We start from the raw sequence: 26,633 nt of genomic DNA, 5'->3' as shown, positions 1-26,633 counted from the left end.
ACTTGCGCGACAGAAAGCTGGAGGCGAAACTGCGTGACGTCGTTACGCTGCCTTTGTTTGAATGATGTGACGACACCGAGCGATCCACGGACGAGATGGGACAATCATGCGAAAGTTGCCGGCCCTTTCAGCCATGAAGGTCTTCGAGGTGGTGGGCCAGACCCGCAGCTTCACCCGCGCCGCCGACCGGCTGAACCTGACCCAGAGCGCCGTCAGCCGCCAGGTGCGTAATCTGGAGGAGCAGCTCGGCGAGACGCTGGTCATCCGTCGCCATCATCATCTCGAATTGACGCCCTCGGGCGTCGAGTTGCTGGAAGCGTTGCAGCAGGCATTCCACGGCGTGGAACTCGTCGTCCGCAACATCATGGAAAAGAGCAACCACCACCGGCTTCGCATCAACGTGCCGCCGACATTCGCCAAGCGCTGGCTCATGCCACGCCTCGGCAGCCTGCGCGCCTTTCTGCCGGACATCGAGATCAGCATCACCACCGACCTGCAGGACAGCCTGACGGAGCGCAGCATTCTCGACTGCGCGATCCGCTTCGGCGACGGTGAATGGCCATTGCTGCAGTCGCAGCTGCTGATGACCGAACGCCATATCGCCGTCTGCGCCCCGCAACTGCTGGCCGGCCGGACTTCGGGTCAGCCGATCGATCTCTCCGGGCTGACCTTCCTGCATGTGCTCGCCTCTTCCGACCAGCGTTACCTGACCTGGCAGCACTGGCTCGACGCCGCCGACCTCAGCAACACGGACACGCGCGGCGGTCTCGAATTCGATCTGCTCGACATGGCGATCGAAGCGGCCTGCAGCGGGCTTGGCGTCACGGTCGCGGACCGCGCCATGGTCGCCCCGTTGATGGAAAGCGGCCGGCTGGTGCAGGTTCTCGACGTGGAGGTCGAGGGCCATGAATCCTATTGGCTCGTGACCCGCACGGAACAGCCCGAAACGGCCAATGTGGCGGCCTTCCGCCGGTGGCTCGGCACGGAGCTCGCCCCTGAGGAACCCGCCACCAGGAAGACGGCCTCTCTCTGAAACATTCCTTTTTGGAATGATGAACCAGAAAATAACTCGCTTGCACCGGAGGGCGTGGCGGATCCTACTTGGCGGATGATCCGCTGCGGGAGGAAACGCCGATGAACATCCATGGCAACTTCATAGGCGGCCGCTTCATCGAAGGCGGCGCGCACCCGTCGATCGAGGTCGTCAACCCGGCAAGCGGCAAGCCTTTTGCACACGGCACGATGGCAAGCGAAGCCGATGTGATCGAAGCCGTCGATCTGGCGAAAGCCGCCCAGAGAAGCTGGGCGAAGCTGCCGGCCATCGAGCGGGCCGACGCACTTCGGCGTCTCGCTGACGCGGTCGAACGCAAGGCTGATCGGATCGGTGAGGCGCTGGCGCGCGAATCGGGAAAGAGCCACGCGGATGCCCTCGCGGAGACCACTTACGCCGTCGTCCTGATGCGCTATCACGCCGAATGGGCGCGACGCATCGAGGGCGAAGTCATCGAGAGCGACACGCCCGACGAAACGCTAATGCTGATGCGCGCCCCGATCGGCGTCGTCGCCTGCCTGATCCCCTTCAACTTCCCGATCTACACGCTGGTCCGCAAGATCGCGCCCGCGCTCATCACCGGCAACGCGGTGGTCGTCCGGCCGAGCAACACCACACCCACGTCGGCCATGGTGTTCGCCGAAGCGATCGAGGAGGCGGGACTTCCGTCTGGCCTGGTCAGCATCATGGCCATGACCCACGAGACGGCCGGCGTCATGTGCACGCGCCCCGAGGTTGGCATGATTACGCTCACCGGCAGCGTCGCGGCCGGCCAGACGGTTCTCGAATACTGCAAGGCCAATATCGCCAAGCCCTCGCTTGAGCTCGGCGGCAAGACGCCCGTCATCGTCGAGCCGGACGCGGACCTCGATGCGGTGACACGCATGGTCCTTGCCGCGAAGACGGCCCATTGCGGACAGGTCTGCACCTCCGTCGAGCGGCTCTACGTGCACCATTCGGTACACGGGGCTCTCCTCCAGAAATTGCGCGATGCCTTTTCCGCACGGTCGTATGGCGACCGAGGGGCTGCACCCGATCACATGGGACCTCTCGCCAACGCCGCCGCGCGCCTGCGGGTCCACCACATGGTCGAGCGTGCCAGGGAGGACGGCGCGAAGGTCGAGACAGGCGGCTTCATTCCGCCGGGCGAAGGCTACTTCTACCCGCCGACACTTCTTTCCCATTGCCGGCAGGACATGGAGATCGTACGGGAGGAGATTTTTGGTCCGGTACTGGCCGTGATGTCCTATGGCGATTTCGACCATGCACTGGTGATGGCCAGCGATCACCAGTTCGGCCTCGCCTCCGTGGTGTTCACCGAGAACTACCGCAAGGTGATGAAAGCCGCGACGGAGATCGAGGCCGGCGAGCTCTACGTGAACCGTTTCCCCGCCGATCCCTACCAGGGCTACCACGCCGGCTGGAAACGGTCCGGCCTCGGCGGCGACGACGGCAAGCACGGCATGCTGGAATTCACCCAGACCCGGCTCGTCGTCCTGAAGCACTGACCGACGAGCCTGACGACGCCACACTGCCCAACACTCCAAACAGATTGCCCCGGGGAACAACCATGAAGATCGCATCGCTCAAGACCCATGTCGTCGCCGTTCCGCCGCCGCATGTCGGCGGGATGTACTGGATCTTCGTCGAGCTTGAGACGGCCTGCGGCATCAAGGGCGTCGGCGAACTCTACGACAGCGCCTTCCATCCTTCCGGACTGGTGCCACTGATCGAGGACGTCTTTGAGCGTTATCTCCTGGGCCACGACCCGCACCGGATCGAACGCTTCTGGCGCGCCGCCTATTCGAGCGGCTTCACGCAGCGGCCCGACCCGACGATGATGGGCATCGTCTCCGGCCTCGAGATCGCCTGCTGGGACATTATCGGCAAGGCTGCCGGCCGGCCGGTCGCAGACCTGCTCGGCGGCACGGTACATGAGAGGCTCAGGGCCTACACCTATCTCTACCCGAAGAATGCGGCCGGTGAATACGACTACAACGATCCCGACCTTGCTGCGGAAGAGGCGGTCCGTATGGTCGAGATGGGCTTCACCGCAGTGAAGTTCGATCCGGCCGGACCCTATACCAACTATTCCGGGCATCAGCTTTCGCTCGGCGTCATGGATCGCTGCGAGGAGTTCTGCCGTAAGATCCGCGACGCGATCGGCAACCGCGCCGAGATCCTCTTCGGCACCCACGGACAGATGGTTCCGTCCTCGGCGATAAGGCTCGCCAAGCGGCTGGAAAAATACGACCCGCTGTGGTTCGAGGAACCTGTTCCCCCGGGTCAGGAGGCCGCGATGGCGGAGGTAGCGCGGGGCACATCCATTCCGGTCTCGACCGGCGAGCGGCTCACCACCAAATACGAGTTTCAGCGCGTTCTCCAGACCGGGGCTGCCTCGATCCTGCAGATGAATGTCGCCCGCGTCGGCGGCCTGCTGGAAGCCAAGAAGATCGCCGGCATGGCCGAGGCTTTCTATGCCCAGATCGCTCCGCATCTCTACAACGGCCCGGTCGGCGCGGCCGCCAGCATCCAGCTTTCGGCGGCCACGCCAAACTTCCTGATCCACGAGGCGATCATCGATTTCGGCGGGTTCCACGCGGAGGTATTGAAGTCCAAGCTTCAGTTCGACGATGGCTACCTGATCCCCTCGCGAGAGCCGGGCCTCGGGATCGAGCTCGACCTGGAGGTTGTCCAACGCCATAGCCCCTATACCGGCGACCGCCTTCACCTGCAGATGGCAGCCGAGCCAGCCGACGTCAAAGCCTTCATCCCGGCCAAGGGCTGATCAAGGGCCATGACATTCGACTTCATCATCATCGGCGCGGGTTCGGCTGGCTGCATCCTCGCCAGCCGGCTCAGCGAAGACGGGCGCCACAGCGTCTTGCTGGTCGAGGCAGGCGGGAGCGATGATTCGTTCTGGTTCAAGATCCCCGTCGGCTATGCGAAGAGCTACTACAATCCCAAGGTCAACTGGATGTACTCGACCGAACCCGAGCCCGAGCTCGCCAACCGGCGCCTTTACGTGCCGCGCGGCAAGGTGCAGGGCGGTTCTGGCTCGATCAACGCGATGGTCTTCGTCCGCGGAGCGGCTCAGGATTTTGACGACTGGCGGGCGGCAGGCAATCCCGGCTGGGGCGCTGAAGACGTGTTGCCCCACTTCAAGAAGATGGAAACCCACGCCCGGGGCGCATCGGACTGGCATGGCGACCGGGGGCCTATCCATGTGACGCCGATGCGCGGCATGACCCACCCTGTCAGCGATGCGTTTCTCGCCGCCTGTGCCGAACTCGGCCTTCCGGCAAATCAGGATTTCAATGGTTCGTCGATCGAGGGCGCCGGCGTCTATGACATCAACACCCGCCGTGGGCGCCGCTCGCACTCGAGTGCCGAGTATCTCCGCCCCGCCCTGAAGCGCAGCAATCTCGCCGTCGAGCGAAACGCCGTCGCACAGCGCCTTCTATTCGCTGCAAACGGCCGCCTCGAGGGTGTCGAAGTCATTCAGGAAGGACGGCGTCGACGGTTCTCCGCCCGTCGCGAGGTGATCCTGGCCGCAGGCGCGGTGGATTCCCCCAAGTTGCTGCAGCTGTCCGGGATAGGCGATGGTAGCCGGCTATCGGCCGTGGGTATCGAGACAAGATACCACCTGCCGGCCGTCGGTAGGAACCTTCAGGATCATCTTTGCGCCAGCTTCTACTATCGCGCCAACCGGCCAACGTTGAACGGCAGCTTTGCCAGCCTCATCGGACAGGCGGCGTTCGGGCTGCAGTATCTGCTGGCCGGCAAGGGCCCGTTCGCGATGAGCGTGAACCAGGCCGGCGGCTTTTTCCGCGGGAGCCCGGACGCCACGAGACCCAATATCCAGCTGTATTTCAATCCGCTGTCCTATCGTATCCCGAACAATCCCGGCGCCGGACTTCGCCCGGAGCCCTATCCCGGCTTCCTGATAGCGTTCAACCCCTGCAGGCCAACCAGCCGTGGCGACATCCTCCTCGGCTCGCCGGACCCCTCCGCAGCACCATTGATCCGCCCGAACTTCCTTTCCACCGAAGACGATGTCGCGGAGGCCGTTCAAGGCAGCCGGCTCGTTCGCCGGATTGCGGCGGCACCCGCCCTGGCGGGCATCATCGAGGAAGAGGTTTCCCCCTCTCCGTCGGCGGAAAGTGATGAACAGCTTCTCGACTATTTTCGACAGAACAGCGGTTCGATCTATCACCTCTGCGGGACCTGTGCGATGGGTCCGGATAGGCAGGACGCCGTGGTTGACCATCGCCTGCGGGTGCACGGCCTTGCAGGTCTGAGGATCGTTGACGCCTCCATCTTCCCCAATGTGACGGCCGGCAACATCAACGCGCCGACCATGATGGTCGCGGAGAAGGCAGCGGACCTGGTCCTCGAGGACGCCCGGTAGACGGAAAACGAAAAAGCCGGACCCAAGGCCCGGCTTTTTGAATTTCGTTATCCGACCCGCTAAGGCCGACCTGCCATCAGGCGGCGATCAGGATGCCGTTCAGATGGGTAAGCTCGTCGAGATACTGCTCGAGACGGGTGCGGTGCTCATGGCTCTCAGTCGCCTTGAGTTCTGCACGGGCGTCTTCGATGCGCTTGCTGAGCGTCTCGCGGTTGAGATCGGTGAGTGCGACAGCCGATTCGGCAAGCAGCGTGCAGCCGGTCGGAACGATGTCGGCAAAACCGCCGAAAACCACATACTTGGTCACCTGACCCGAGGCCAGCTTGACCGAAACCACGCCCGGCTTGATCGTCGTCATCGTCGGCGCGTGATTGGCCATGACGGTCATTTCGCCTTCGGTTGCCGGAATGACAACTTCGCTCACCTTTTCGGAAAGCAGCAGGCGCTCGGGCGAAACGAGTTCAAAATTGAAATTGTCAGCCATGGTTGTTCACTTCTTCGATAGAGGCGGGAACGGCGCGCGCCGAGAAGCGCGCGCCAAGTCCGTTATCAGGCAGCTTCAGCGGCCAGCTTCTTGGCCTTTTCGATCGCCTCGTCCATCGAGCCGACCATGTAGAAGGCAGCTTCCGGCAGGTGGTCATACTCGCCGTTGACGAGACCCTTGAAGCCCTTGATCGTGTCTTCGAGAGCAACCAGCTTACCCGGCGAACCGGTGAAGACTTCGGCGACGAAGAACGGCTGCGACAGGAAGCGCTCGATCTTGCGGGCGCGGGCAACGGCCAGACGGTCGTCTTCGGACAGTTCGTCCATGCCGAGGATGGCGATGATGTCCTGGAGAGCCTTGTAGCGCTGCAGGGTCGACTGGACCTTACGAGCCACTTCGTAGTGCTCTTCGCCGACAACCATCGGGTCGAGCATGCGCGAGGTGGAGTCGAGCGGGTCAACGGCCGGGTAGATACCCTTTTCAGCGATCGAGCGCGACAGAACGGTCGTTGCGTCCAGGTGGGCGAACGAGGTGGCCGGAGCCGGGTCGGTCAAGTCGTCGGCCGGAACGTAAATGGCCTGAACCGAGGTGATCGAACCCTTGGTCGTGGTGGTGATGCGTTCCTGCATGGCGCCCATGTCGGTTGCCAGCGTCGGCTGATAGCCCACGGCCGAAGGAATACGGCCGAGCAGAGCCGACACTTCGGAACCTGCCTGGGTAAAGCGGAAGATGTTGTCGACGAAGAACAGAACGTCCTGGCCCTTGTCGCGGAAGTCTTCAGCGATCGTCAGACCGGTGAGAGCGACGCGAGCGCGTGCGCCCGGCGGCTCGTTCATCTGGCCGTAGACGAGCGCGGCCTTGGAGCCTTCGCCGCCGCCGTGCTTGTTAACGCCCGACTCGATCATTTCGTGATAGAGGTCGTTGCCTTCGCGGGTACGTTCACCCACGCCTGCGAACACCGAGTAACCACCGTGCGCCTTGGCGACGTTGTTGATCAGTTCCATGATGAGAACGGTCTTGCCGACGCCTGCGCCACCGAACAGGCCGATCTTGCCGCCCTTTGCGTAAGGAGCGAGAAGGTCGACGACCTTGATGCCGGTAACCAGGATCTGGGCTTCGGTCGACTGCTCGATGTAGGCCGGGGCTTCCTGGTGGATGGCGCGCTTGCCGGACGTGGTGAGCGGACCGGCTTCGTCGACCGGCTCGCCGATGACGTTCATGATGCGGCCGAGGGTCTCGGGACCGACCGGAACGGTGATCGGAGCGCCGGTATCCTTGACCGGCTGACCGCGAACCAGACCTTCGGTCGAGTCCATGGCGATCGTGCGAACCTGGTTTTCACCGAGGTGCTGGGCAACTTCGAGAACGAGGCGGTTGCCACCGTTGTCGGTTTCCAGCGCGTTCAGGATCGCAGGCAGCTCGCCGTCGAACGCAACGTCAACAACAGCGCCGATGACCTGAGTAACCCGGCCTGCGGAGCCGGCTGCGGCCTTCGCCGCGGTAGATTTCGGGGTAGCTGCCTTAGCCATGTTTCTTACCCTCTTTCCTTAACCTCAGAGCGCTTCCGCGCCCGAAATGATTTCAATGAGTTCCTTGGTGATCTGGGCCTGGCGCTGACGGTTGTACGAAAGCGTGAGCTTGTTGATCATCTCACCAGCATTGCGCGTCGCATTGTCCATCGCGCTCATCTTGGCGCCCATTTCACCGGCGACGTTTTCGAGCAGGGCCCGGAAGATCTGCACCGAGATATTGCGCGGGATGAGATCCTCGAGGATCGCGCCGGCATCGGGCTCATATTCGTAGACGGCGGCAGCACCGGTCGTGGCAACCGCTTCCGGAGCGGCAGCCGGGATCAGTTGCTGAGCGGTCGGCACCTGGCTGATGACCGACTTGAATTCCGAATAGAACAACGTCGCGACGTCGAACTCGCCCTTCTCGAACATCGAGATGACCTTGCGGCCAATCGTATCGGCATTTTCAAAACCGACGCGCTTGACTTCGCGCAGATCGGTGCGCTCGACGATGTTGGCGGAGAATTCGCGACGCAGGCTGTCGTAACCCTTCTTGCCGACGCAGAAGATCTTGACGGTCTTGCCGGCCGCCAGGAGCTTGCGGGCGTGATCGCGGGCAAAGCGGGCGATCTGCGAGTTGAAACCGCCGCAAAGGCCGCGCTCGGCCGTGCAGACGATGAGCAGATGCACATCGTCCCTGCCGGTCCCGGTCATCAGCTTCGGTGCACCGTCATCGCTGCCGACCGCCTGAGCGATGTTGGCAAGGACGGCACCCATGCGCTGCGAATAGGGACGTGCGGCCTCGGCCGCCTCCTGCGCACGACGCAGCTTCGCCGCGGCGACCATTTTCATCGCCTTGGTGATTTTCTGCGTCGCCTTGACGGAGGCGATCCGGTTTTTCAGATCCTTAAGTGAAGGCATCCGTTATCCGTCCTTGGCTTGAGCCCCGATTACGCGAAAGACTTGGCGAACGAGTCGAGAGCAACCTTGAGCTTACCCTTGGTGTCGTCGCTGATAGCCTTTTCCGTGCGGATGGCGTCGAGAATGGCCTTGTCTTCCGAGCGAAGGTAGGAGAGCAGGCCCTGCTCGAACTTGCCGATCTGGTTGACGGCGATCTTATCGAGGTAACCGTTAACGCCGGCGAAGATCACGGCAACCTGTTCTTCGGTCTTCAGCGGCGAGAACTGCGGCTGCTTCAGAAGTTCGGTCAGGCGTGCACCGCGGTTCAGCAGGCGCTGGGTCGAGGCGTCTAGGTCGGAACCGAACTGGGCGAAGGCTGCCATTTCGCGATACTGGGCGAGTTCGCCCTTGATCGAGCCGGCAACCTGCTTCATCGCCTTGATCTGCGCGGCCGAACCGACGCGCGAAACCGACAGACCGACGTTAACGGCCGGGCGGATGCCCTGGTAGAACAGGTCGGTTTCGAGGAAGATCTGGCCGTCGGTGATCGAGATCACGTTGGTCGGAATGAAGGCCGAAACGTCGTTACCCTGGGTTTCGATGACCGGCAGAGCGGTCAGCGAGCCGGCACCCTTTTCGTCGGAGAGCTTTGCAGCGCGCTCGAGAAGGCGGGAATGCAGGTAGAAGACGTCGCCCGGATAGGCTTCGCGGCCCGGCGGACGGCGCAGCAGCAGCGACATCTGACGATAGGCGACGGCCTGCTTGGAAAGGTCGTCGTAGCCGATCAGGGCATGCATGCCGTTGTCGCGGAAATACTCGCCCATGGCAGCGCCGGCAAACGGTGCGAGGTACTGCATCGGAGCCGGATCGGACGCCGTTGCGGCAACGATGATCGAGTACTTGAGAGCGCCACGCTCTTCGAGAACCTTCACGAACTGGGCAACCGTCGAACGCTTCTGGCCGATAGCGACGTAGACGCAGAACAGCTTGTCGCCGTCCGGACCATTGTCGTGAATGGCCTTCTGGTTCAGGATCGTGTCGAGAATGATGGCGGTCTTGCCGGTCTGGCGGTCACCGATGACCAGCTCGCGCTGGCCGCGGCCGACCGGGATCAGCGCGTCGATGGCCTTGAGGCCGGTCGACATCGGCTCATGAACCGACTTGCGCGGAATGATGCCGGGAGCCTTGACGTCGACGCGCGAACGGCGGGTCGCATTGATCGGGCCCTTGCCGTCGATCGGATTGCCGAGCGCGTCGACGACGCGGCCGAGCAGTTCCGGACCAACCGGAACGTCAACGATGGCGCCGGTCCGCTTGACGGTGTCGCCTTCCTTGATGTCACGGTCCGAACCGAAAATAACGACACCGACGTTGTCGGCTTCGAGGTTCAGCGCCATGCCGCGGATGCCGCCGGGGAACTCGACCATTTCGCCGGCCTGGACGTTGTCGAGACCGTAGACGCGGGCAATACCGTCACCGACGGAGAGCACCTGACCGACTTCGGAGACTTCCGCCTCTTTGCCGAAGTTTTTGATTTGATCTTTAAGAATTGCGGAAATTTCCGCGGCGCGGATATCCATCAGCCAACCTCTTTCAGTGCAAGCTTAAGGGTGGAAAGTTTGGTGCGAAGAGACGTGTCGATCTGGCGCGAGCCGACCTTGACGATCAGACCACCGAGAATGGACGGATCGATCGTGACCGCGATCGTTACGTCCTTGCCGGTGACGCTCTTCAGCGCCGCCTTCAATTCGTTTTCCTGCTCGGAAGACAGGGCATGAGCCGACTTCACATCGGCCGTGATTTCGCCACGATGGCGGGCTGCGATCTGCCGGAAGGCGGCGATCATGCCCGAAACGGCGAAGAGACGGCGATTGCCGGCAACAACCTTCAGGAAGTTTGCGACGAGACCACCGAGACCGGCCTTCTCACAGATGGCGACGATCGCCTTGGTCTGGTCTTCGGCCGAAAACACGGGCGAGGCGACCAGCCGCTTCAGGTCATCGCTCAAGTCGATCATGGCCTGGAAACGATTGAGATCGGCGCCGACCGCGTCGAGCGAGCCAGCCTCGAGGGCCAACTCAAAAAGGGACGTCGCATAGCGCTCCGCCACACCTGAAATGACTTGGGATGTGTCTGCCACGGGCAAAATATTCCCTGATTTTGACCCAGGTCTTTTTCGCATCGACAGCCGAAGCGATATTTCCCTGAAATCGTTAGGTTTTTCCTGAAAAACACAAAGGTCGCCCGCTTGCGTTTTCCGAATTTCGCGGTCCGTCTAGCATAGGAAGTTTGGACTCGCAACACGCGTATTAACGGAATAAGCCTTTAGGACAAGGCCTTGGCTGCAATTTTGTCGAATTCTGCGTCAAATTGGCAAAACCGCGACCAGACCTGCCGCTCGCTCCCGTCAGACCAGTCCGAACACGTAAACGATCGGCAACGCTGCAAGAACAATCTCCACTACCAGAAGTAGAAAATTGCGAACGGTCGCGCCACGATCGGACATGATCGACAGAATGCGTCCGAAGGCAGCCAGCGCGAGCGCGGCACCGAACGCGAGATAGACCATCGGCTGAGCCAGAAGCAGGGCCGTTGCGGAAAATCCGGTGATCAGCCCTCCGGCCGAGCGAACCGCGCCATAGCCGTCCGGCCGCATGTCGCGCGGTTCAAGCGCGAAAAATCTCAGCGTCAGCCCCGGTGCAAACATGACCAGCAAGCCGATCACCCCCGCGATTGCGGCGGCACCGAAAGCCAGCTGCTCGCCGAATTCCGTCGGAAAATAGAACTCCATCGTCAGTCCCCGTCTTCAAGCAAATCGAGAGACGCGCTTATCGCACAAGATTGACGGGCGAGGTATCGGCCCGGCGGCTTTTTTCTCGGCTTTTGCGCAACGCCGGGACCGACCGGACGCTAGAGGAAGCTCTGCGGATCGACGTCGACCTGGACCTGGATCGACTTCCGCTCCTTGGGACCGTTCGCCAGCATCTGCCGGACGAAGCCCTGCATGTCGCTGTTGCGCCGTCCATGCACCAGCAGGCGGAACCGGTGACGCCCGCGGATCAGTGCGAGCGGCGCCTCCGCCGGACCGAGAATGGCGATGTCGCGCTCGATGGGCGCCGACTGCCGGAGCTGGCGCGCATGCGTCTCGGCCTCTGGCCGTGTATCGGCCGAGACGATGATCGAGACCAGACGGCCGAAGGGCGGCAGGGCAGCTCGCTCCCGTTCGGCGATCTCCCGCTCGTAGAAGGCGGTCGCATCCCCCGACACCAGCGCCTGCATCACCGGATGCATCGGCTGGAAGGTCTGCAGCAACCCGTGGCTCTTGCGTCCGGTTCGTCCGGCCCGGCCGGTTACCTGGGAGAGAAGCTGAAAGGTGCGCTCGGCCGCCCTCGGATCGCCGTTGGCGAGCCCGATGTCGGCATCGACGATCCCGACCAGCGTCATCAGCGGGAAATTATGCCCCTTGGCGACCAGCTGCGTGCCGATGACGATATCCGCCTCCCCGTTGGCGATGGCCTCCAGTTCGAGCCGCAGCCGCTTGACCCCGCCGAGGTCTGAGGAGAGCACCAGCGTGCGCGCGTCGGGAAAATGCCGCTCCACCTCTTCCGCAATCCGCTCGACGCCGGGACCGCAGGCAACGAGATGATCGAGCGTTCCGCATTCGGGACATGCCTGCGGCGTCGGCTCGGCATAGCCGCATTGGTGGCACTGTATCTGGCCGCGAAAACGGTGTTCGACCAACCAGCTCGAGCATTGCGGGCACTGGAAGCGATGACCGCACACGCGGCAAAGCGTCAGCGGCGCATAACCCCGCCGGTTGAGGAACAGCAGCGCCTGTTCCTGGCGCTCGACCGTCTTGCCGATCGCCTTCAGCAGGATGGGAGACAGGAAGCCGCCGCGCTCCGGCGGATGGCGACGCATGTCGACGAGATGCAGATCGGGCAGGGCCGCATCGGCAAAGCGGGTCGGCAGGTGGATGCGCCGATACCGGCCGGCCTGGCAGTTCACCTGGCTTTCGACCGACGGGGTGGCCGAGACCAGGACGACGGGAAAGCCGGAGATCCGCGCCCTGACCACCGCCATGTCGCGCGCATTGTAGAAGACCCGGTCTTCCTGTTTGAAGGCCGGATCGTGCTCTTCGTCGACGATGATCAGGCCCAGTTCCTCGAAGGGCAGGAACAGGGCCGAGCGCGCGCCCGCGACGACGCGGATCTCGCCCGTCGCCGTCTGCCGCCAGACCTTCTCGCGGGTGCGGGTCGCCAGATCGGAATGCCATTCGCCGGGCTTGGCGCCGAACCGGTCCTGGAAGCGTTCGAGGAAATTGGCGGTGAGCGCGATTTCCGGCAGGAGGATCAGCACCTGCTTGCCCCGTCGCAGCGTCTCGGCAATCGCCTCGAAATAGACCTCCGTTTTGCCGGAACCGGTGACACCGTCGATCAGCGCGACGGAAAAGCCGCCCTTGGCGATACCGTCGAGGATTTCGTCGGCGGCTTCCTTCTGCGGACCGGCAAGCCGATGAGCAGCGAAATCCGGATCCGGTCGCGCCACGAGCGGCGGCGGCGGCAGGAAGATCGTCTCGAATACGCCCTGGGTCGCGAGGCCGTCGATCACGCTCGCCGAAACGCCGCTCGCATGGGCAAGGCCGCTCTTCGTCCAGGACAGCCCGTCGGCCGCAAGATCGAGCACCTTGCGGCGCGCCGGCGTCATGCGCTCCGGCTCGATGCCGGAAAAACGAAAACCCTCGACCATCGGTTCCGGATCGAAGGCCGCCGGTGCCCGCAGTGCCATGCGCGCGACATAGCCGGGCGGGGAAAGCGTATAGGCCGCCACCCAGTCGAGGAAGGTGCGCATGTCCTTGTCGAGCGGCGGGCAATCGAACACCTTGCTGATCGGCCGCAGCTTCTTCGGATCGACTGATCCGCCGTCCGGTCCGTCCCAGACCACGCCGATGACCTGTCGCGGACCAAGTGGTACCTGCACGATCGAGCCTGCCTCGACAGCCATTCCGGCCGGAACGCTATAGCTATAGGCGACAGGTGCCGGCATCGGCACCAGCACGGGCACGACGCGGGATGTTGGCAGCGGGCCGAAAAGTCCGGGCGAATCGTCTTTCATGGGACGTCATGTTTGCCCTTGCGCGGCTGGAAAGAAAACCGAAAAGGCGGCGCCGTGCAGAGGATCAGGGAAGCTGAGCGATGCGACCGGTCATATGCCGGAACCGAATTCCGCATTGCCGTCCGCCGCGAGCGCATGGACGGTATGCCGTTCGAGCGCGGCCGTCACGTCGACCGGATCACCGCTCAACTGGTCCGGCTGGATCATCCGGCCAACCGTGAAGTCGAACCGGTCGCCCTTCTTGTTCAAGAGTTCGTGGAATACCGTCATGTCGCGCAGTTCCGTCGACCATTTGGCGAACCAGTAGAACAGCCCCGAATTGCGCGCCGCCATGTGAACCGGCAGGATCGGCAGATTGTATTTGCGCGACAGTCCGACCGCGGACGTCTTCCACGGCCTCTCATTCAACCGGCCGTTCGCCCAGTAGGCGATGCGCCCGGAGGGAAAGAGAACCGTCGCCTTCTGCTCCTCGACCGCCCGCGTCGTCAGCTTGAGAGTCTCGCGCGCCTTCAATTTGCTCTTGTGCTCCTCCCGCCACTCGACGGGAATGACCATCTCGGCAAAGCGCGGATTGACGCGCAACGCATCACGATTGGCAAAGAACATCATGTCCGGCCGGCGCTCCTTCAGCAGGTCGAACATGGCGATGCCGTCCGCGATCCCGGTCGGATGATTGCTGACCAGGATGAACCCGCCACGGTCGGGGATTCGTTCGCCGAACCTGACATTGGTTTCAAGCCTGAGGATATCGCTGAGATACTCGAAGGCCTGGCAACCGGGCATGTTGGCGATGTCGTTGGCGAACTCGATCGCCTTGGCGTAGCGCAGCAATGTGTAGAGGAAGGGCCGCATGACCGGCCAAAGAGGGCTCTTGACGATCTTCTGGCCGCGCTCGGCAATCAGCGTATCGACGATGTGGCCGGGCTTGCCATGCGAAACCAGCGCCACGGCCTCGGCGAATTGCTCGAAAGTGGTCATCGAATCACGCCGCGTCATGCAAAACTCCGATCAAACCGGGCTCAATTCTATCGCAGTCCAATGTGATCGAAGAATGACAGACAATTCCTGCGTTAGCCATTCCCTAACGATCGGGATGACATGCTCCACCGACACGATTTTGCAAAGGAAACAGCGTGGACAAGCTGCTGATCCTCGCCGCCGAAGACCTGCTGGCCGAACGGGCCGCCTGGCTGGAGAGTCTCGCCGGCGAACGCAGGCTTGCCGCCAATACGCTCGATGCCTATGAGCGCGATACCCGGCAGTTCCTTTCCTTTCTGACGGCTCATGTCGGCGGGCCGGCGAGCATCAGCGATGTCTCGGCCCTGCGCCCGGCAGACCTTCGATCCTTTCTGGCCTTCCGCCGCAAGGAGGGGGCGGGCGCCCGCTCGCTCGGACGTCATCTGGCGGGCCTCAGGTCATTCCTCAGGCACCTCGAACGGAAGGGCCTGGTCAACGCCGCCGGCGCCGGCGCGATACGCTCCCCGAAGCAACCCAAGTCTCTGCCCAAACCGCTGTCCGGCAGCCAGGCGATGACCGTCGTCAGCCGCGAGGCCCAGATGCATGACGAACCCTGGATCGCGGCCCGCGATGCGGCGGTGCTCACCCTGCTCTATGGCTGTGGCCTGCGTATCTCCGAAGCGCTCGACCTCACGCCGGGTAATTTCACCGGCCGCCCGACGGCACTCCGCGTCACCGGCAAGGGCTCGAAGACCCGGCTTGTGCCCCTGCTCCCGGCGATCCACGAGGCCGTCGACACCTACGCCAAACTCTGCCCCTATCACCTGCCGGCCACCGAACCGCTGTTTCGCGGGGCGCGCGGGGGCAAGCTGCAGCCGGCCATCATCCAGCGCGAGATGCAGCGCCTGCGCTCGGCCCTCGGCCTGCCCGATTCGGCCACCCCGCACGCGCTGCGCCATTCCTTCGCGACCCACCTCCTCGGCAGCGGCGGCGACCTGCGCACCATCCAGGAATTGCTCGGCCATGCGAGCCTTTCGACGACACAGGTCTATACCGGCATCGATGCCGCGCGCCTTCTCGACGTCTACGACAAGGCCCATCCTCGCGCCTGAGAAGGCGCCCGCATTAACCAAACCTTTTAATGGAACGTGAGGGGCCCCGTCGTTAGAGTGCCGCGACCGAAAAACGGACGGGCTGATGATCGCGCTTTCCTTCGACCGCTTCCGCCACAGGCTGACGATGACGTCGCCGGGCGATGTTCTCCTCTGGCTCGCCGCAGCCCTGCCGCTGGCGTTGCTTGCCGCGGTCGTCGTGGCACTCCTGTCGGTCGCGTCGGCGAACGCCGCCGAACCGGTCACCTGCAACGGCAAGAACCTCTTGCCCGGCCTTCAGCAGAGTGACCCTGCCGCCTATCGGAAAATCCTCGCCGAGGCGGAGAAGACGCCGAACGGCAAGGGCCTCTTCTGGAAGATCGAAAAGGAGGGCCTCAAGCCCTCCTATTTGCTTGGCACGATGCACGTCACCGACCCGCGGGTGCTCACGATGCCGGCGGCCGCGCGCAAGGCTGCGGCGGACGCCTCGACCATCGTCATCGAATCCGACGAGATCCTCGACGAGAAGAAGGCTGCCGCAGCGATGCTGATGCATCCGGAACTCACCATGTTCATGGACGGCACGACGATCCGCGACCATCTTTCCGCTGAAGACGCGACACTGCTGGAGGACGGCTTGAAGGAACGCGGGCTCGCCCTTGCCGCCGTCGCCCGGATGAAGCCGTGGATCATCTCGAGTTTCGTCGCGCTGCCGGCCTGCGAAATCGCCCGCAAGGCAGGCGGCGCCTCCTTCCTCGACAAGCTGATCGCCGAAGATGCGATCAAAGCCGGCAAAAAGGTCGCCGGACTGGAAACGCTCGCCGAGCAGCTCAAGGCCATGGCTGACCTGCCGGTCGAATTCCATCTGCAGGCCCTGATCGAGACGCTTGAACTTGGCGACCGCATGGACGACGTGATCGAAACCATGACGATGCTCTATCTTGCCGGCGAGACCGGCATGACGATGCCGATGCTGGCAGCCGTCACCCCAGGCAAGCCCGGTGAGGACGAGAGTGGCTACGCCGCCTTCGAACAGCGCATCGTGCTCGATCGCAACAAGGTCATGGCCGAGCGCGCCGCGCCGATGCTGGCAGAGGGCAACGTTTTCGTCGCCGTCGGCGCACTTCATCTGCCAGGCAAGGGCGGGCTGGTAGAGTTGCTGCGCAAGCAGGGTTTCAAGGTCACGGCCGTCAACGGCTGAGCACTGCCGGATCGGCCAGGCGCGCCAGCGTCGTGCGAACAATCAGCCGGTGGAACGGCGTGACGGCCAGGATATAAAGCCGGCCGAACAGATTGTGGCGGTCGACGAGCGTCGTCACCGCGACGCTGCTCCCCTCCGCTCCGGCAGCAGCCACATCGACCACGATCCTGAAATTCAGATGCCTGTCGTCGAAGCCGAGCACGACCTGGTCGTCCCGGACGCTGACGACCGGGAAGGCGCCGACCGCGCCCGCTTCACCGAGCTTCATTTCCGCGGCCTTGAGGCCGAACGGCGCGACGATGCGGTTGCGCAGGCCAAGAAGCCCGCGAACCCAGGCCGGTGATTGGCCGAGCGCAAGCCGCGCCGCACGGATCGCCGGCATGGACCGCTCGGGCGACAGGACGACATAGCGATCGGCCCAGTCTGCGTCCGGCAGCGCGGAATGCGGAAGCGCCGGGTCTTCCGGAACGATATGGGCCATGGCGCTTCCTCTTGCTCACAATCCGCAGACTGCACACTTAGCCTTTGGTCATGCGCTGGGCAACGGTGGTCTTCCAGACGAACTGATGCACCAGGACGGCCACGACATGCACGACGATCAGGATCCACATGAGCAGCTTCATCGGTCCGCCATGGATGCCGCCAGCGGCTCCGACGCCACCGTAATAGGCCAGCGCACCGCTGATCGGCAGGGCGAAGAACAGCAGGTAGAAGGCGCCGTGAGCAACCTTGGCGGCAATCTTACCCAGCGGCGGCTCATCGGCCGGAGCTTCAGGTGCGCCATGCGTGAAACGCAGGATGACACGGATGATCGCAAGACAGAGCACCGCAATCCCGACATAGGCATGAATATTGGCCGATGCGATCATGTCCGCGGAGGGTGTCTGGCCATCTTCGAAGGCTTCGCTCACCTCTTCCATGGCTTCGGCGAAGAGGAGGTTGAAAAGGATCAGGCCGGCCATCAGCCAATGGATCAGACGCTGGGGAATGGAATAGGAAAGAACGGGGGAGGAAGACATCAGAGTTGCCTTTTATCAATAGGTCGAGGGCAATTACCTCCGAATGATAAAGGCCGCGCCCTGCTAAGCAAGACGCGGCCCTCAACATGGAGAACTTTTAATCTCTGAGCTGGATCACATGTGGATCGGCTTGAAGAAGGTCGCGAGCGCGGCTTCCTTGACGGCCTCCGACATCGTCGGGTGGGCGTGGCAGGTGCGGCCGAGGTCTTCCGACGAACCGCCGAATTCCATCAGGACGGCCGCCTCGTGGATCATCTCGCCGGCACCGAAACCGACGATGTGAACGCCGAGCACGCGGTCGGTTTCCTTGTCGGCGAGAACCTTGACGAAACCGTCGGTGGCCAGCATCGCACGGGCGCGGCCGTTGGCGGTGAAGGGGAACTTGCCGACCTTGTAGGCGACGCCTGCCGTCTTGAGTTCTTCCTCGGTCTTGCCGACGGAAGCCACTTCCGGCTGCGTGTAGACCACGCCCGGGATGACGTCGTAGTTCACATGCCCATGCTGGCCGGCGAGGATCTCGGCGAGTGCCACGCCTTCGTCTTCAGCCTTGTGGGCGAGCATCGGGCCCTTCACGACGTCGCCGATGGCATAGATGCCAGCGACGTTGGTGCGGTAGTGGCCGTCGATCTCGACGCGGCCGCGGCCATCGAGCGCAACGCCGGCTTCCGCCAGGCCGAGGCCTTCGGTGTAGGGCTTGCGGCCGGTCGCGATCAGCACGACGTCGGCATCGACGGTCTGCGCCTCACCGCCCTTGACGGGTTCGAAGGTGACCTTTGCGCCCTTGTCGGTCTTTGCGACGCCGGTGACCTTGGCACCGAGGTTGAATTCCATGCCCTGCTTGGAGAGCATGCGCTGGAACTGCTTGGAAACTTCGCCGTCCATACCGCCGAGGATGGTGTCGAGATACTCGACCACCGTCACCTTGGCACCAAGACGCATCCAGACTGAGCCGAGCTCAAGGCCGATGACCCCGCCGCCGACGACGATCATCTTGCCAGGAACCTTGTCGAGCGCGATGCCGCCGGTGGAGGAAACGATGACCTTCTCGTCGATCTCGACGGCAACGCCCGGAATACCGGCGACGTCCGAGCCGGTTGCGATGACGATGTTCTTGGTCTCGAGGATCTGCTCCTCGCCCTTATCATTGGTCACCGACACCTTGCCGGCCGAAACCACCTTGCCGGTGCCCTGGAAGCCGTCGATCTTGTTCTTCTTGAACAGGAAGGAAACGCCCTCGACGTTCGATTTAACGGTCGCGTCCTTGTGCGCCATCATCTTGGCGAGGTTGAGCTTCGGCGCAGCAACCTCGACGCCGAGCGCATCCATGCCGTGGGCCGCGTGATGAAAGGTCTCCGAAGCGTGCAGGAGGGCCTTGGACGGGATGCAGCCGACATTGAGGCAGGTACCGCCATAGGTGGCGCGCTTCTCGACGACCGCGACCTTGAGACCAAGCTGGGCGGCCTTCACTGCGCAGACATAACCGCCGGGGCCGGAGCCGATAATGATGACATCGTAAGACATGGGCTGCTTCCTTCGTTTCCGGCGACTAGCGTCCGCCGCTGACATTCAAGATGGCGCCAGTCACATAGGATGCCTGGCTGGACATGAGATAAAGAACTGCATCGGCAACTTCACCGGCCTGACCGGGACGTTGCATGGGGATCGCCGAGGCCATGGCACTCGCCCGGTCGGGTATACCGCCGGACGCGTGGATGTCGGTATCGATGATGCCGGGGCGGATCGCGTTCACGCGGATGCCTTCGGCTGCGACCTCCTTCGACAGGCCGACCGTGAAGGTGTCGATCGCCCCCTTGGAGGCGGCGTAATCGACATATTGTCCCGGACTGCCGATGATTGCAGCCATGGAGGACAGGTTGACGATCGAACCGCCTTGTCCGCCGTGCTTCGTCGACATGCGCCGGACCGCCTCGGCCGCACAGCGGATCTTGCCGATCACGTTGATCGCGAACATGCGGTCCAGGCGTTCCCGGCTGAAATCCTCGACGCGCTCGGTCTGGTCCACGACGCCGGCATTGTTGACCAGGGCGTCGAGCCGGCCGAAGCGCTCGTCGAGGGCCGCGAAGATGGCGGCAATGCCGGCTTCGGTGCCGGTATCGCCCTGGACGATCTCGGCGCGTCCGCCTGCCGCCTGGACCTCATCGGCGAGCACCTGCGCCGCTTCCTTCCGGGCGACATAGTTGATGAGCACGTCCCAGCCCTGGTCTGCGGCCTTGCGGGCAACCGCTGCGCCGATACCACGGCTTCCGCCGGTGATCAGGACGACGGGCCGGCCGGTCATTTCGAGCACTCATTGCGCGCGAACACATCAAAGGGCATGGCGTCCAGATCCTTGCCGATCACCGACCGGGATACGGCGGGCCCAAAACCGGGCAGAAGCAGGCTGTCCGGCGCCGCAGCCCCTTCGGGCGGCAGGAGATCGATATGGCCGGTCGCCTTGTCGGCAGCGTAGATGATGCCGGTCCAGATCGTGCAGGCAGCGAGATCCGCCCCCGTCACATCCCCTTCCGGACAATTGTGCATGACCATCGCGACGGGGCGCTCGATTTCCGGATCGAACATCACATGGCCTTCGACGGTCGCCTTGCTTGAAGGGGTCGCGAGCGTGAAGCGGTGGCTGACAGGCGTGTTTTCGCCGCTCGCCGCCTGAAAGCGGATCTCCATGTTGGTCTCCGCTTCCCGATAGACGGCCCGTTCGATCGGGCAGTCTGCGGCGATCGCCGGCAAGGCGCCGCCGCAGAAAGCCAACGCGATCGACAGCGTTCGGCGGCGCCTCATCTCAGTTCGCCTTTGCCGCGGCAAGCTTCAGCCCGAAGGCGATGAACACCAGACCGGAAGCCCGGTTGATCCACTTGCTCATGCGGGAAAAGACCGCACGCATACGCGGCGTCGTCATGAAGAAGGAAACCCCGACAAACCAGGTAATCAGGCAGGTTGCCATCACGAGGCCGTAGCCGAATTTCACCATGCCCGGCGTCGAGGCGCTGACGAGCGCCGAGAAGATCGACAGGAAGAAGAGGACGGGCTTGGGGTTCAGTGCATTGGCAAGGAAGCCGAGACCGAAGGCGCGGAACGCGCTCTGGCGCGGCGCGTCCGTTTCACCCGCAGAAGGCTCCAGCTCGGTCTTGCCGGCACGAAGCGACATCACGCCCATGTAGATGAGATAGGCGGCACCCACCCACTTGATGATGCCGAACAGGAGCAGCGACTGGGAAATGATGATGCCGAGACCGAGGATCGTGTAGGTCACATGGAACATCAGCGACGTGCCGATCCCCACACTGGTCAGGATCGCCGCGCGGCGCCCGTGCACCATCGCCTGCCGCATGACCATCGCGGTGTCGGCTCCGGGCGCGACGATCGCGAAGGAGAAGACGGCCATCAGAGATGCGAGTTCCAGGAGATAGGCGTGCATCATCGTTTCCCTTCCGGCGCAGCGCAAGTATGCGGCTGGCCGCTATGCCGGATTGCACGAGAGGCTGCCGGGGCAGCCTCTCGCAAGTGTTGTCTTAGAGATCGAGAACCAGGCGTTCCGGATCTTCCAGGCTTTCCTTGACGCGAACGAGGAAGGTCACGGCTTCCTTGCCGTCGACGATCCGGTGGTCGTAGGAGAGCGCCAGATACATCATCGGACGGATGACGACCTGGCCGCCGATGGCGACCGGGCGGTCCTGGATCTTGTGCATGCCGAGAATACCGGACTGCGGTGCATTGAGGATCGGCGAGGACATCAGCGAACCGTAGACGCCGCCATTGGAGATGGTGAAGGTACCGCCCTGCATGTCCGCCATCGACAGCGCACCGTCGCGGGCGAGCTTGCCGAGACGGCCGATATCCTTCTCGATTTCGGCGATCGACATCTGGTCGGCATCGCGCACAATCGGAACGACCAGGCCCTTGTCGGTGCCGACGGCGACGCCGATGTGGCAGTAGTTCTTGTAGACGATGTCGGTACCGTCGATCTCGGCGTTGACGGCCGGGAGTTCCTTGAGCGCATGCGTCACGGCCTTGGTGAAGAAGCCCATGAAACCAAGCTTCACGCCGTGCTTCTTCTCGAAGATGTCCTTGTACTTGTTGCGCAGGCTCATCACGGCCGACATGTCCACCTCGTTGTAGGTGGTCAGCATGGCCGCGGTGTTCTGGGCGTCCTTCAGACGCTTCGCGATGGTCTGGCGCAGGCGGGTCATCTTGACGCGCTCTTCGCGGACGGCGTCCTCGGCGGCCGACGGTGCGCGCGGAGCGGCAGCGGGCGCCGGAGCGGCTGCAGCGGTGACGCCCTTGGCGACCGCGGCGATCACGTCGCCCTTCAGAACCTGACCGCGCTTGCCCGAACCCTCGACCTGGTCGGCCGAGAGATTGTTTTCGGCAAGCATCTTGGCGGCGGCCGGAGCGGCCGGCATTGCGCCTGCGGCGGGAGCCGGAGCGGAAACGGCCGGTGCAGCAGGAGCGGCAGCGGCAGCCGGTGCGGCGGGCTTGGCGGCTTCAGCCGGAGCGGCGGCACCCGCCGATGCACCTTCGGCGATCTGGCCGAGCAGCGCGCCGAGGCCGACGGTTTCGCCATTGGCGGCAACGATTTCGGTGAGCACGCCCGAAGCCGGAGCCGGAACTTCGACGGTTACCTTGTCGGTTTCGAGTTCGACGAGCGGTTCGTCGGCCTTGACGACATCGCCGACCTTCTTGAACCAGGTGCCGACGGTGGCTTCGCTGACGGATTCACCCAGGGTGGGTACGCGGATTTCTGTGGCCATGATCTCAATTCCGTTGATCAGAGAACGTTTCTGTCGATGGGGTCTCGGCGTTGGGAGGCATCAGCCCCCCAGCGCATCCTCGAGGAAGGCTTCGAGCTGGGCGATGTGCTTCGACATCAGACCCGTCGCCGGCGAGGCAGCCGCCGGACGGCCGGTGTAGCGAACGCGCTGGTACTTGGCGTCGATATGGGCGAGCACCCATTCGAGATACGGATCAATGAACGACCATGCGCCCATGTTCTTCGGCTCTTCCTGGCACCAGACCATCTCCGCGTTGCGGAAACGGGAGAGCTCGTTGATGAGCGCCTTGGCCGGGAACGGATAGAGCTGTTCGATGCGCAACAGGTAGACGTCGTCGATGCCACGCTTTTCACGCTCTTCGAGAAGGTCGTAGTAGACCTTGCCCGTGCACATGACGACGCGACGGATCTTGTTGTCCTTCTGCAGCTTGATCGGGCCGTCCTTAATGACTTCGGCATCGTCCCACAGCAGGCGGTGGAAAGAGCTTTCCCCGGCCAGTTCCGACAGGCTGGAGACCGCACGCTTGTGGCGCAGCAACGACTTCGGCGTCATCAGGATGAGCGGCTTGCGGAAGTCGCGCTTCACCTGACGGCGCAGGATGTGAAAGTAGTTGGCCGGAGTGGTGACGTTGGCGACCTGCATGTTGTCTTCGGCGCACATCTGCAGCCAGCGCTCGAGGCGGGCAGAGGAGTGCTCCGGACCCTGGCCCTCATAGCCGTGCGGCAGCAGGCAGACCAAGCCGGACATGCGCAGCCACTTGCGCTCACCCGACGAGATGAACTGGTCGAAGACGACCTGCGCACCGTTGGCGAAGTCGCCGAACTGGGCCTCCCAGAGGGTCAGCGCATTCGGACGGGCCAGCGAATAGCCGTATTCGAAGCCGAGCACGGCCTCTTCCGAGAGCATCGAGTTGATGACCTCGTAGCGACCCTGGTTCGGCGCCAGATTGGCAAGCGGGATGAAGCGGTCTTCGGTCTCCTGATCGTAGAGAACCGAGTGGCGCTGGGAGAAGGTGCCGCGTTCACAATCCTGACCGGAGAGGCGGATCTTGGTCCCCTCGACGCAGAGCGAACCGAAGGCAAGGGCTTCGCCCATTGCCCAGTCGAGACCTTCACCCGTTTCGATCATCTGCGCACGGTTGTCCATGAAGCGCTGGATCGTGCGGTGCGCCTTGAAGCCTTCCGGAATGGTCGACAGCTTGCGGCCGATTTCCTTCAGCGACTTCATCGGCACCGCGGTCTTGCCGCGGCGCTGCTCGTCGGCGTTGTCGGCCGTGCGAAGACCGGACCACGCGCCATCCAGCCAGTCGGCCTTGTTGGGCTTGTAGGACTGGCCTGCCTCGAATTCCTGCTCGAGATGAGCACGCCAGTCGGCCTTCATCTTCTCGAATTCGCCTTCGGAGATCAGGCCTTCCGCGATCAGACGCTCGGCATAGAGCTGAACGACGGTCTTGTGGGCGCGGATTGCCTTGTACATCTTCGGCTGGGTGAACGCAGGCTCGTCGCCTTCGTTGTGACCGAAGCGGCGGTAGCAGAACATGTCGACCACGACCGGCTTGTGGAACTTCATCCGGTATTCGGTGGCAATCTTGGCGGCGTAGACGACGGCTTCCGGATCATCGCCGTTGACGTGGAAGATCGGCGCCTCGATCATCTTGGCGACGTCGGACGGATAGGGCGACGAACGCGAGAAGGCCGGGTTGGTGGTGAAGCCGATCTGGTTGTTGATGATGAAGTGCATGGTGCCGGCGACGCGATGGCCACGCAGACCCGACAGGCCGAGAATTTCGGCAACCACGCCCTGACCGGCAAAGGCGGCGTCGCCGTGCAGCAAGAGCGGCAGGACCTTGACGCGTTCGCGCAGCGGAATGATGTCGCCTTCCCAGACCTTGGCGAGCTGGTCCTGCTTGGCGCGGGCCTTGCCCATGACGACCGGGTTGACGATTTCGAGGTGTGACGGGTTTGCCGTCAGCGACAGGTGAACCTTGTTGCCGTCGAATTCACGGTCTGAGGACGCACCGAGGTGGTACTTCACGTCACCCGAACCTTCGACTTCGTCGGGCTTGAACGAACCGCCCTTGAACTCGTGGAACACGGCGCGATGCGGCTTCGCCATCACGTTGGTGAGGACGTTCAGACGGCCGCGATGGGCCATGCCGAACACGACCTCTTCAAGACCTTCCTGGCCGCCGCGCTTGATGATCTGCTCGAGCGCCGGGATCAGCGATTCACCGCCGTCGAGACCGAAGCGCTTGGTGCCCTTGTACTTGACGTCGATGAACTGCTCGAAGCCTTCGGCCTCGATCAGCTTCGAGAGAATGGCCTTCTTGCCGTTCGCGGTGAATTCAACGCCCTTGCCGGGGCCTTCGATGCGTTCCTGGATCCAGTGCTTCTCCTCCGGATTGGAGATGTGCATGAACTCGACGCCGAGCGTCGAGCAATAGGTCCGCTTCAGGATATCGAGCATTTCCGGGATGGTCGCGTATTCGAGACCAAGCACGTTGTCGATGAAGATCTTGCGGCTATAGTCGGCCTCGGTGAAGCCGTAGGCTGCCGGGGAGAGCTCGTTGAAGTCCTCGACCGGGGCGGCGATGCCGAGCGGATCGAGATTGGCATGCAGGTGGCCGCGCATGCGATAGGCGCGGATCATCATGATGGCGCGCACCGAATCGCGGGTCGCCTGGAGAACCTGTTCGGCCGAGATCGTCTGGCCGGCGGCTTCCGCCTTGGCCTTGACCTTGGTCTCGACGACCTTCTCGATCTGACCCCAGTTGCCGTCGAGCGCCGAGACCAGCTCGCCGTTGGCGGCGATCGGCCAGTTCTTGCGCTGCCAGGACGCACCGGCGGCGGCCTTCTTCACATCGGACGGATTTTCGGCAAGGGCCTTGAAGAAGGCCTGCCATTCGGCCGGCACGGATGCCGGATCGTCCTCATAACGCGCGTGGAGCTGCTCGATATAGGCAGCGTTCGAACCGTCGAGGAACGACGTGATCTGAAACTGCTCGTTGGCTTCTTGCCTTGCCATGGTGTCCTGCGAACGTTTCCGTCCGCCTCCCGACTTGAGGTGATGACCGGAGACCGGCCTGCCGCTTTCTTGGACCGCCCCGTGCGATCCGGATCTTAAAACGCCAAATCAGGCAGGCGGACCACACCTGGGTGGCCCTCCTGCCTGGCATTCTTTAGGTGGTCTCAGCCCTTGAGGACTTCAACCAGGGTCTTGCCGAGACGGGCCGGCGAAGGCGAAACCTTGATGCCGGCTGCTTCCATCGCGGCGATCTTCGATTCTGCGTCGCCCTTGCCGCCGGAGACGACCGCGCCTGCATGGCCCATGGTGCGGCCCTTCGGAGCAGTACGGCCTGCGATAAAGCCGGCCATCGGCTTCTTGCGGCCCTTCTTGGCTTCGTCGATCAGGAACTGGGCTGCGTCTTCTTCAGCCGAGCCGCCGATTTCGCCGATCATGATGATCGAGGTCGTGGCTTCGTCGGCCAGGAACATCTCGAGCACGTCGATGAACTCGGTGCCCTTGACCGGGTCGCCGCCGATGCCGACAGCGGTCGTCTGGCCAAGGCCTTCGTTCGAGGTCTGGAACACGGCCTCATAGGTGAGGGTGCCGGAGCGCGAGACGATACCGACCGAACCCTTGCGGAAGATCGAGCCCGGCATGATGCCGATCTTGCATTCTTCCGGCGTCAGGATGCCCGGGCAGTTCGGGCCGAGCAGGCGCGACTTCGACTTGTCGAGCTTTGCCTTCACGCGGACCATGTCCATGACCGGGATGCCCTCGGTGATGCAGGTGATGAAGGGGATCTCGGCGTCGATCGCCTCGATGATAGCGTCAGCGGCGCCGGCCGGCGGAACGTAGATCACGGATGCGTCGGCACCGGTCTTTTCCTTGGCTTCGGCGACGGTCGCGAAGATCGGCAGGGTTTCGCCCTTGGAGCCGGTCCAGTTTTCGCCACCCTTCTTGGGGTGGATACCACCGACCATCTGCGTACCGTAATAGGCGAGCGCCTGTTCGGTGTGGAAGGTACCGGTCTTGCCGGTCAGGCCCTGAACGAGGACCTTGGTGTTCTTATTGACGAGAATCGACATTGGTTCAGGTCCCTC

At 63.2% G+C, this 26,633-nt stretch carries 23 protein-coding genes; 6 read left to right on the top strand and 17 right to left on the bottom strand.

Annotated features, from left to right (window positions below):
• Positions 1–106 precede the first annotated feature (106 nt).
• From HHL25_RS16995 to HHL25_RS16980, 4 genes are all read left to right on the top strand, one after another.
• Complete coding sequence (locus HHL25_RS16995) at positions 107–1,033, top strand: LysR substrate-binding domain-containing protein (RefSeq protein WP_205927883.1); 927 nt, start codon at positions 107–109, stop codon at positions 1,031–1,033.
• A 101-nt stretch (positions 1,034–1,134) separates the two neighbouring features.
• Positions 1,135–2,559 (top strand): aldehyde dehydrogenase family protein, encoded by a 1,425-nt coding sequence (locus tag HHL25_RS16990; protein WP_169593776.1) that lies wholly within the window; start codon positions 1,135–1,137, stop codon positions 2,557–2,559.
• 62 nt (positions 2,560–2,621) lie between these two features.
• Positions 2,622–3,839 (top strand): mandelate racemase/muconate lactonizing enzyme family protein, encoded by a 1,218-nt coding sequence (locus tag HHL25_RS16985; RefSeq protein ID WP_169593774.1) that lies wholly within the window; start codon positions 2,622–2,624, stop codon positions 3,837–3,839.
• 9 nt (positions 3,840–3,848) lie between these two features.
• Complete coding sequence (locus tag HHL25_RS16980; RefSeq protein ID WP_169593772.1) at positions 3,849–5,462, top strand: GMC family oxidoreductase; 1,614 nt, start codon at positions 3,849–3,851, stop codon at positions 5,460–5,462.
• A 76-nt stretch (positions 5,463–5,538) separates the two neighbouring features.
• On the opposite strand, the gene HHL25_RS16975 is transcribed toward HHL25_RS16980, so the two are convergent.
• From HHL25_RS16975 to HHL25_RS16940, 8 genes are all read right to left on the bottom strand, one after another.
• Positions 5,539–5,946: a F0F1 ATP synthase subunit epsilon gene (locus HHL25_RS16975; RefSeq protein WP_169593771.1), complete on the bottom strand. Its 408-nt coding sequence runs from the start codon at positions 5,944–5,946 to the stop codon at positions 5,539–5,541.
• Between the two features lie 65 nt (positions 5,947–6,011).
• Positions 6,012–7,475: a F0F1 ATP synthase subunit beta gene (gene atpD / locus HHL25_RS16970; protein ID WP_169593768.1), complete on the bottom strand. Its 1,464-nt coding sequence runs from the start codon at positions 7,473–7,475 to the stop codon at positions 6,012–6,014.
• Between the two features lie 24 nt (positions 7,476–7,499).
• Positions 7,500–8,378: a F0F1 ATP synthase subunit gamma gene (locus HHL25_RS16965; protein ID WP_169593766.1), complete on the bottom strand. Its 879-nt coding sequence runs from the start codon at positions 8,376–8,378 to the stop codon at positions 7,500–7,502.
• Positions 8,379–8,407: 29 nt separating this feature from the next.
• Positions 8,408–9,937: a F0F1 ATP synthase subunit alpha gene (gene atpA, locus HHL25_RS16960; protein WP_169593764.1), complete on the bottom strand. Its 1,530-nt coding sequence runs from the start codon at positions 9,935–9,937 to the stop codon at positions 8,408–8,410.
• A complete protein-coding gene (locus HHL25_RS16955; RefSeq protein WP_169593762.1) occupies positions 9,937–10,503 on the bottom strand; it encodes a F0F1 ATP synthase subunit delta in 567 nt (188 codons plus the stop codon). Before HHL25_RS16955 ends, atpA begins: the two co-directional genes overlap by 1 nt.
• Before the next feature lie 261 nt (positions 10,504–10,764).
• The gene (locus HHL25_RS16950) at positions 10,765–11,148 is read right to left on the bottom strand and encodes an AGROH133_08824 family phage infection protein (RefSeq protein ID WP_169593760.1); all 384 of its coding nucleotides are present in this window, start codon (positions 11,146–11,148) and stop codon (positions 10,765–10,767) included.
• A gap of 119 nt (positions 11,149–11,267) precedes the next feature.
• A complete protein-coding gene (locus HHL25_RS16945) occupies positions 11,268–13,472 on the bottom strand; it encodes a primosomal protein N' (protein WP_169593758.1) in 2,205 nt (734 codons plus the stop codon).
• Between the two features lie 90 nt (positions 13,473–13,562).
• Positions 13,563–14,468 carry a GNAT family N-acetyltransferase gene (locus HHL25_RS16940; RefSeq protein ID WP_169593756.1) on the bottom strand — a complete coding sequence of 302 codons (906 nt, stop codon included), beginning with the start codon at positions 14,466–14,468 and terminating at the stop codon, positions 13,563–13,565.
• A 137-nt stretch (positions 14,469–14,605) separates the two neighbouring features.
• Here HHL25_RS16940 and HHL25_RS16935 point away from each other — a divergent pair, with 137 nt between their 5' ends.
• Both HHL25_RS16935 and HHL25_RS16930 read left to right on the top strand, forming a co-directional pair.
• Entirely contained in the window at positions 14,606–15,541 is a 936-nt protein-coding gene (locus HHL25_RS16935; RefSeq protein WP_169593754.1) for a tyrosine recombinase XerC, read from the top strand.
• Between the two features lie 85 nt (positions 15,542–15,626).
• Positions 15,627–16,721 carry a TraB/GumN family protein gene (locus tag HHL25_RS16930; protein ID WP_169593752.1) on the top strand — a complete coding sequence of 365 codons (1,095 nt, stop codon included), beginning with the start codon at positions 15,627–15,629 and terminating at the stop codon, positions 16,719–16,721.
• On the opposite strand, the gene HHL25_RS16925 is transcribed toward HHL25_RS16930, so the two are convergent.
• The 9 genes from HHL25_RS16925 to sucD form a co-directional block, all read right to left on the bottom strand.
• Positions 16,711–17,202, bottom strand: coding sequence for a DUF2867 domain-containing protein (locus HHL25_RS16925; protein ID WP_169593750.1), 492 nt, complete (start codon positions 17,200–17,202; stop codon positions 16,711–16,713). The genes HHL25_RS16930 and HHL25_RS16925 overlap by 11 nt on opposite strands.
• Positions 17,203–17,239: 37 nt before the next feature.
• Positions 17,240–17,740, bottom strand: coding sequence for a cytochrome b (locus HHL25_RS16920; RefSeq protein WP_169593748.1), 501 nt, complete (start codon positions 17,738–17,740; stop codon positions 17,240–17,242).
• Positions 17,741–17,854: 114 nt separating this feature from the next.
• Positions 17,855–19,261, bottom strand: coding sequence for a dihydrolipoyl dehydrogenase (gene lpdA / locus HHL25_RS16915; protein ID WP_169593746.1), 1,407 nt, complete (start codon positions 19,259–19,261; stop codon positions 17,855–17,857).
• Positions 19,262–19,286: 25 nt separating this feature from the next.
• A complete protein-coding gene (locus HHL25_RS16910; protein WP_169593744.1) occupies positions 19,287–20,039 on the bottom strand; it encodes an SDR family oxidoreductase in 753 nt (250 codons plus the stop codon).
• On the bottom strand, positions 20,036–20,536 hold the full coding sequence (locus HHL25_RS16905; protein WP_169593742.1) for a hypothetical protein: 501 nt from the start codon (positions 20,534–20,536) through the stop codon (positions 20,036–20,038). The genes HHL25_RS16910 and HHL25_RS16905 overlap by 4 nt, the downstream gene beginning before the upstream one ends.
• Before the next feature lies 1 nt (position 20,537).
• Positions 20,538–21,173 (bottom strand): LysE family transporter, encoded by a 636-nt coding sequence (locus tag HHL25_RS16900; protein WP_169593740.1) that lies wholly within the window; start codon positions 21,171–21,173, stop codon positions 20,538–20,540.
• Between the two features lie 94 nt (positions 21,174–21,267).
• Positions 21,268–22,506, bottom strand: a complete 1,239-nt coding sequence (odhB, locus tag HHL25_RS16895) for a 2-oxoglutarate dehydrogenase complex dihydrolipoyllysine-residue succinyltransferase (RefSeq protein ID WP_169593738.1) — start codon at positions 22,504–22,506, stop codon at positions 21,268–21,270.
• Between the two features lie 60 nt (positions 22,507–22,566).
• A complete protein-coding gene (locus tag HHL25_RS16890) occupies positions 22,567–25,551 on the bottom strand; it encodes a 2-oxoglutarate dehydrogenase E1 component (RefSeq protein ID WP_169593736.1) in 2,985 nt (994 codons plus the stop codon).
• Between the two features lie 164 nt (positions 25,552–25,715).
• On the bottom strand, positions 25,716–26,618 hold the full coding sequence (sucD, locus tag HHL25_RS16885) for a succinate--CoA ligase subunit alpha (RefSeq protein ID WP_169593734.1): 903 nt from the start codon (positions 26,616–26,618) through the stop codon (positions 25,716–25,718).
• Positions 26,619–26,633: the final 15 nt, after the last annotated feature.

This window comes from Rhizobium terricola (assembly GCF_012927355.1).
In the GTDB taxonomy this organism is placed as follows: domain Bacteria; phylum Pseudomonadota; class Alphaproteobacteria; order Rhizobiales; family Rhizobiaceae; genus Allorhizobium; species Allorhizobium terricola.
The sequence above is the reverse complement of the archived record's forward strand: the minus strand, read 5'-3'. Positions and strand labels throughout refer to the sequence as shown.

Coding starts and splice junctions, on each gene's coding strand:
- HHL25_RS16995 (WP_205927883.1), top strand. CDS start 107: ATGCGAAAGTTGCCGGCCCTTTCAGCCATGAAGGTCTTCGAGGTGGTG.
- HHL25_RS16990 (WP_169593776.1), top strand. CDS start 1,135: ATGAACATCCATGGCAACTTCATAGGCGGCCGCTTCATCGAAGGCGGC.
- HHL25_RS16985 (WP_169593774.1), top strand. CDS start 2,622: ATGAAGATCGCATCGCTCAAGACCCATGTCGTCGCCGTTCCGCCGCCG.
- HHL25_RS16980 (WP_169593772.1), top strand. CDS start 3,849: ATGACATTCGACTTCATCATCATCGGCGCGGGTTCGGCTGGCTGCATC.
- HHL25_RS16975 (WP_169593771.1), bottom strand. CDS start 5,946: ATGGCTGACAATTTCAATTTTGAACTCGTTTCGCCCGAGCGCCTGCTG.
- atpD (WP_169593768.1), bottom strand. CDS start 7,475: ATGGCTAAGGCAGCTACCCCGAAATCTACCGCGGCGAAGGCCGCAGCC.
- HHL25_RS16965 (WP_169593766.1), bottom strand. CDS start 8,378: ATGCCTTCACTTAAGGATCTGAAAAACCGGATCGCCTCCGTCAAGGCG.
- atpA (WP_169593764.1), bottom strand. CDS start 9,937: ATGGATATCCGCGCCGCGGAAATTTCCGCAATTCTTAAAGATCAAATC.
- HHL25_RS16950 (WP_169593760.1), bottom strand. CDS start 11,148: ATGGAGTTCTATTTTCCGACGGAATTCGGCGAGCAGCTGGCTTTCGGT.
- HHL25_RS16945 (WP_169593758.1), bottom strand. CDS start 13,472: ATGAAAGACGATTCGCCCGGACTTTTCGGCCCGCTGCCAACATCCCGC.
- HHL25_RS16940 (WP_169593756.1), bottom strand. CDS start 14,468: ATGACGCGGCGTGATTCGATGACCACTTTCGAGCAATTCGCCGAGGCC.
- HHL25_RS16930 (WP_169593752.1), top strand. CDS start 15,627: ATGATCGCGCTTTCCTTCGACCGCTTCCGCCACAGGCTGACGATGACG.
- HHL25_RS16925 (WP_169593750.1), bottom strand. CDS start 17,202: ATGGCCCATATCGTTCCGGAAGACCCGGCGCTTCCGCATTCCGCGCTG.
- HHL25_RS16920 (WP_169593748.1), bottom strand. CDS start 17,740: ATGTCTTCCTCCCCCGTTCTTTCCTATTCCATTCCCCAGCGTCTGATC.
- lpdA (WP_169593746.1), bottom strand. CDS start 19,261: ATGTCTTACGATGTCATCATTATCGGCTCCGGCCCCGGCGGTTATGTC.
- HHL25_RS16910 (WP_169593744.1), bottom strand. CDS start 20,039: ATGACCGGCCGGCCCGTCGTCCTGATCACCGGCGGAAGCCGTGGTATC.
- HHL25_RS16905 (WP_169593742.1), bottom strand. CDS start 20,536: ATGAGGCGCCGCCGAACGCTGTCGATCGCGTTGGCTTTCTGCGGCGGC.
- HHL25_RS16900 (WP_169593740.1), bottom strand. CDS start 21,173: ATGCACGCCTATCTCCTGGAACTCGCATCTCTGATGGCCGTCTTCTCC.
- odhB (WP_169593738.1), bottom strand. CDS start 22,506: ATGGCCACAGAAATCCGCGTACCCACCCTGGGTGAATCCGTCAGCGAA.
- HHL25_RS16890 (WP_169593736.1), bottom strand. CDS start 25,551: ATGGCAAGGCAAGAAGCCAACGAGCAGTTTCAGATCACGTCGTTCCTC.
- sucD (WP_169593734.1), bottom strand. CDS start 26,618: ATGTCGATTCTCGTCAATAAGAACACCAAGGTCCTCGTTCAGGGCCTG.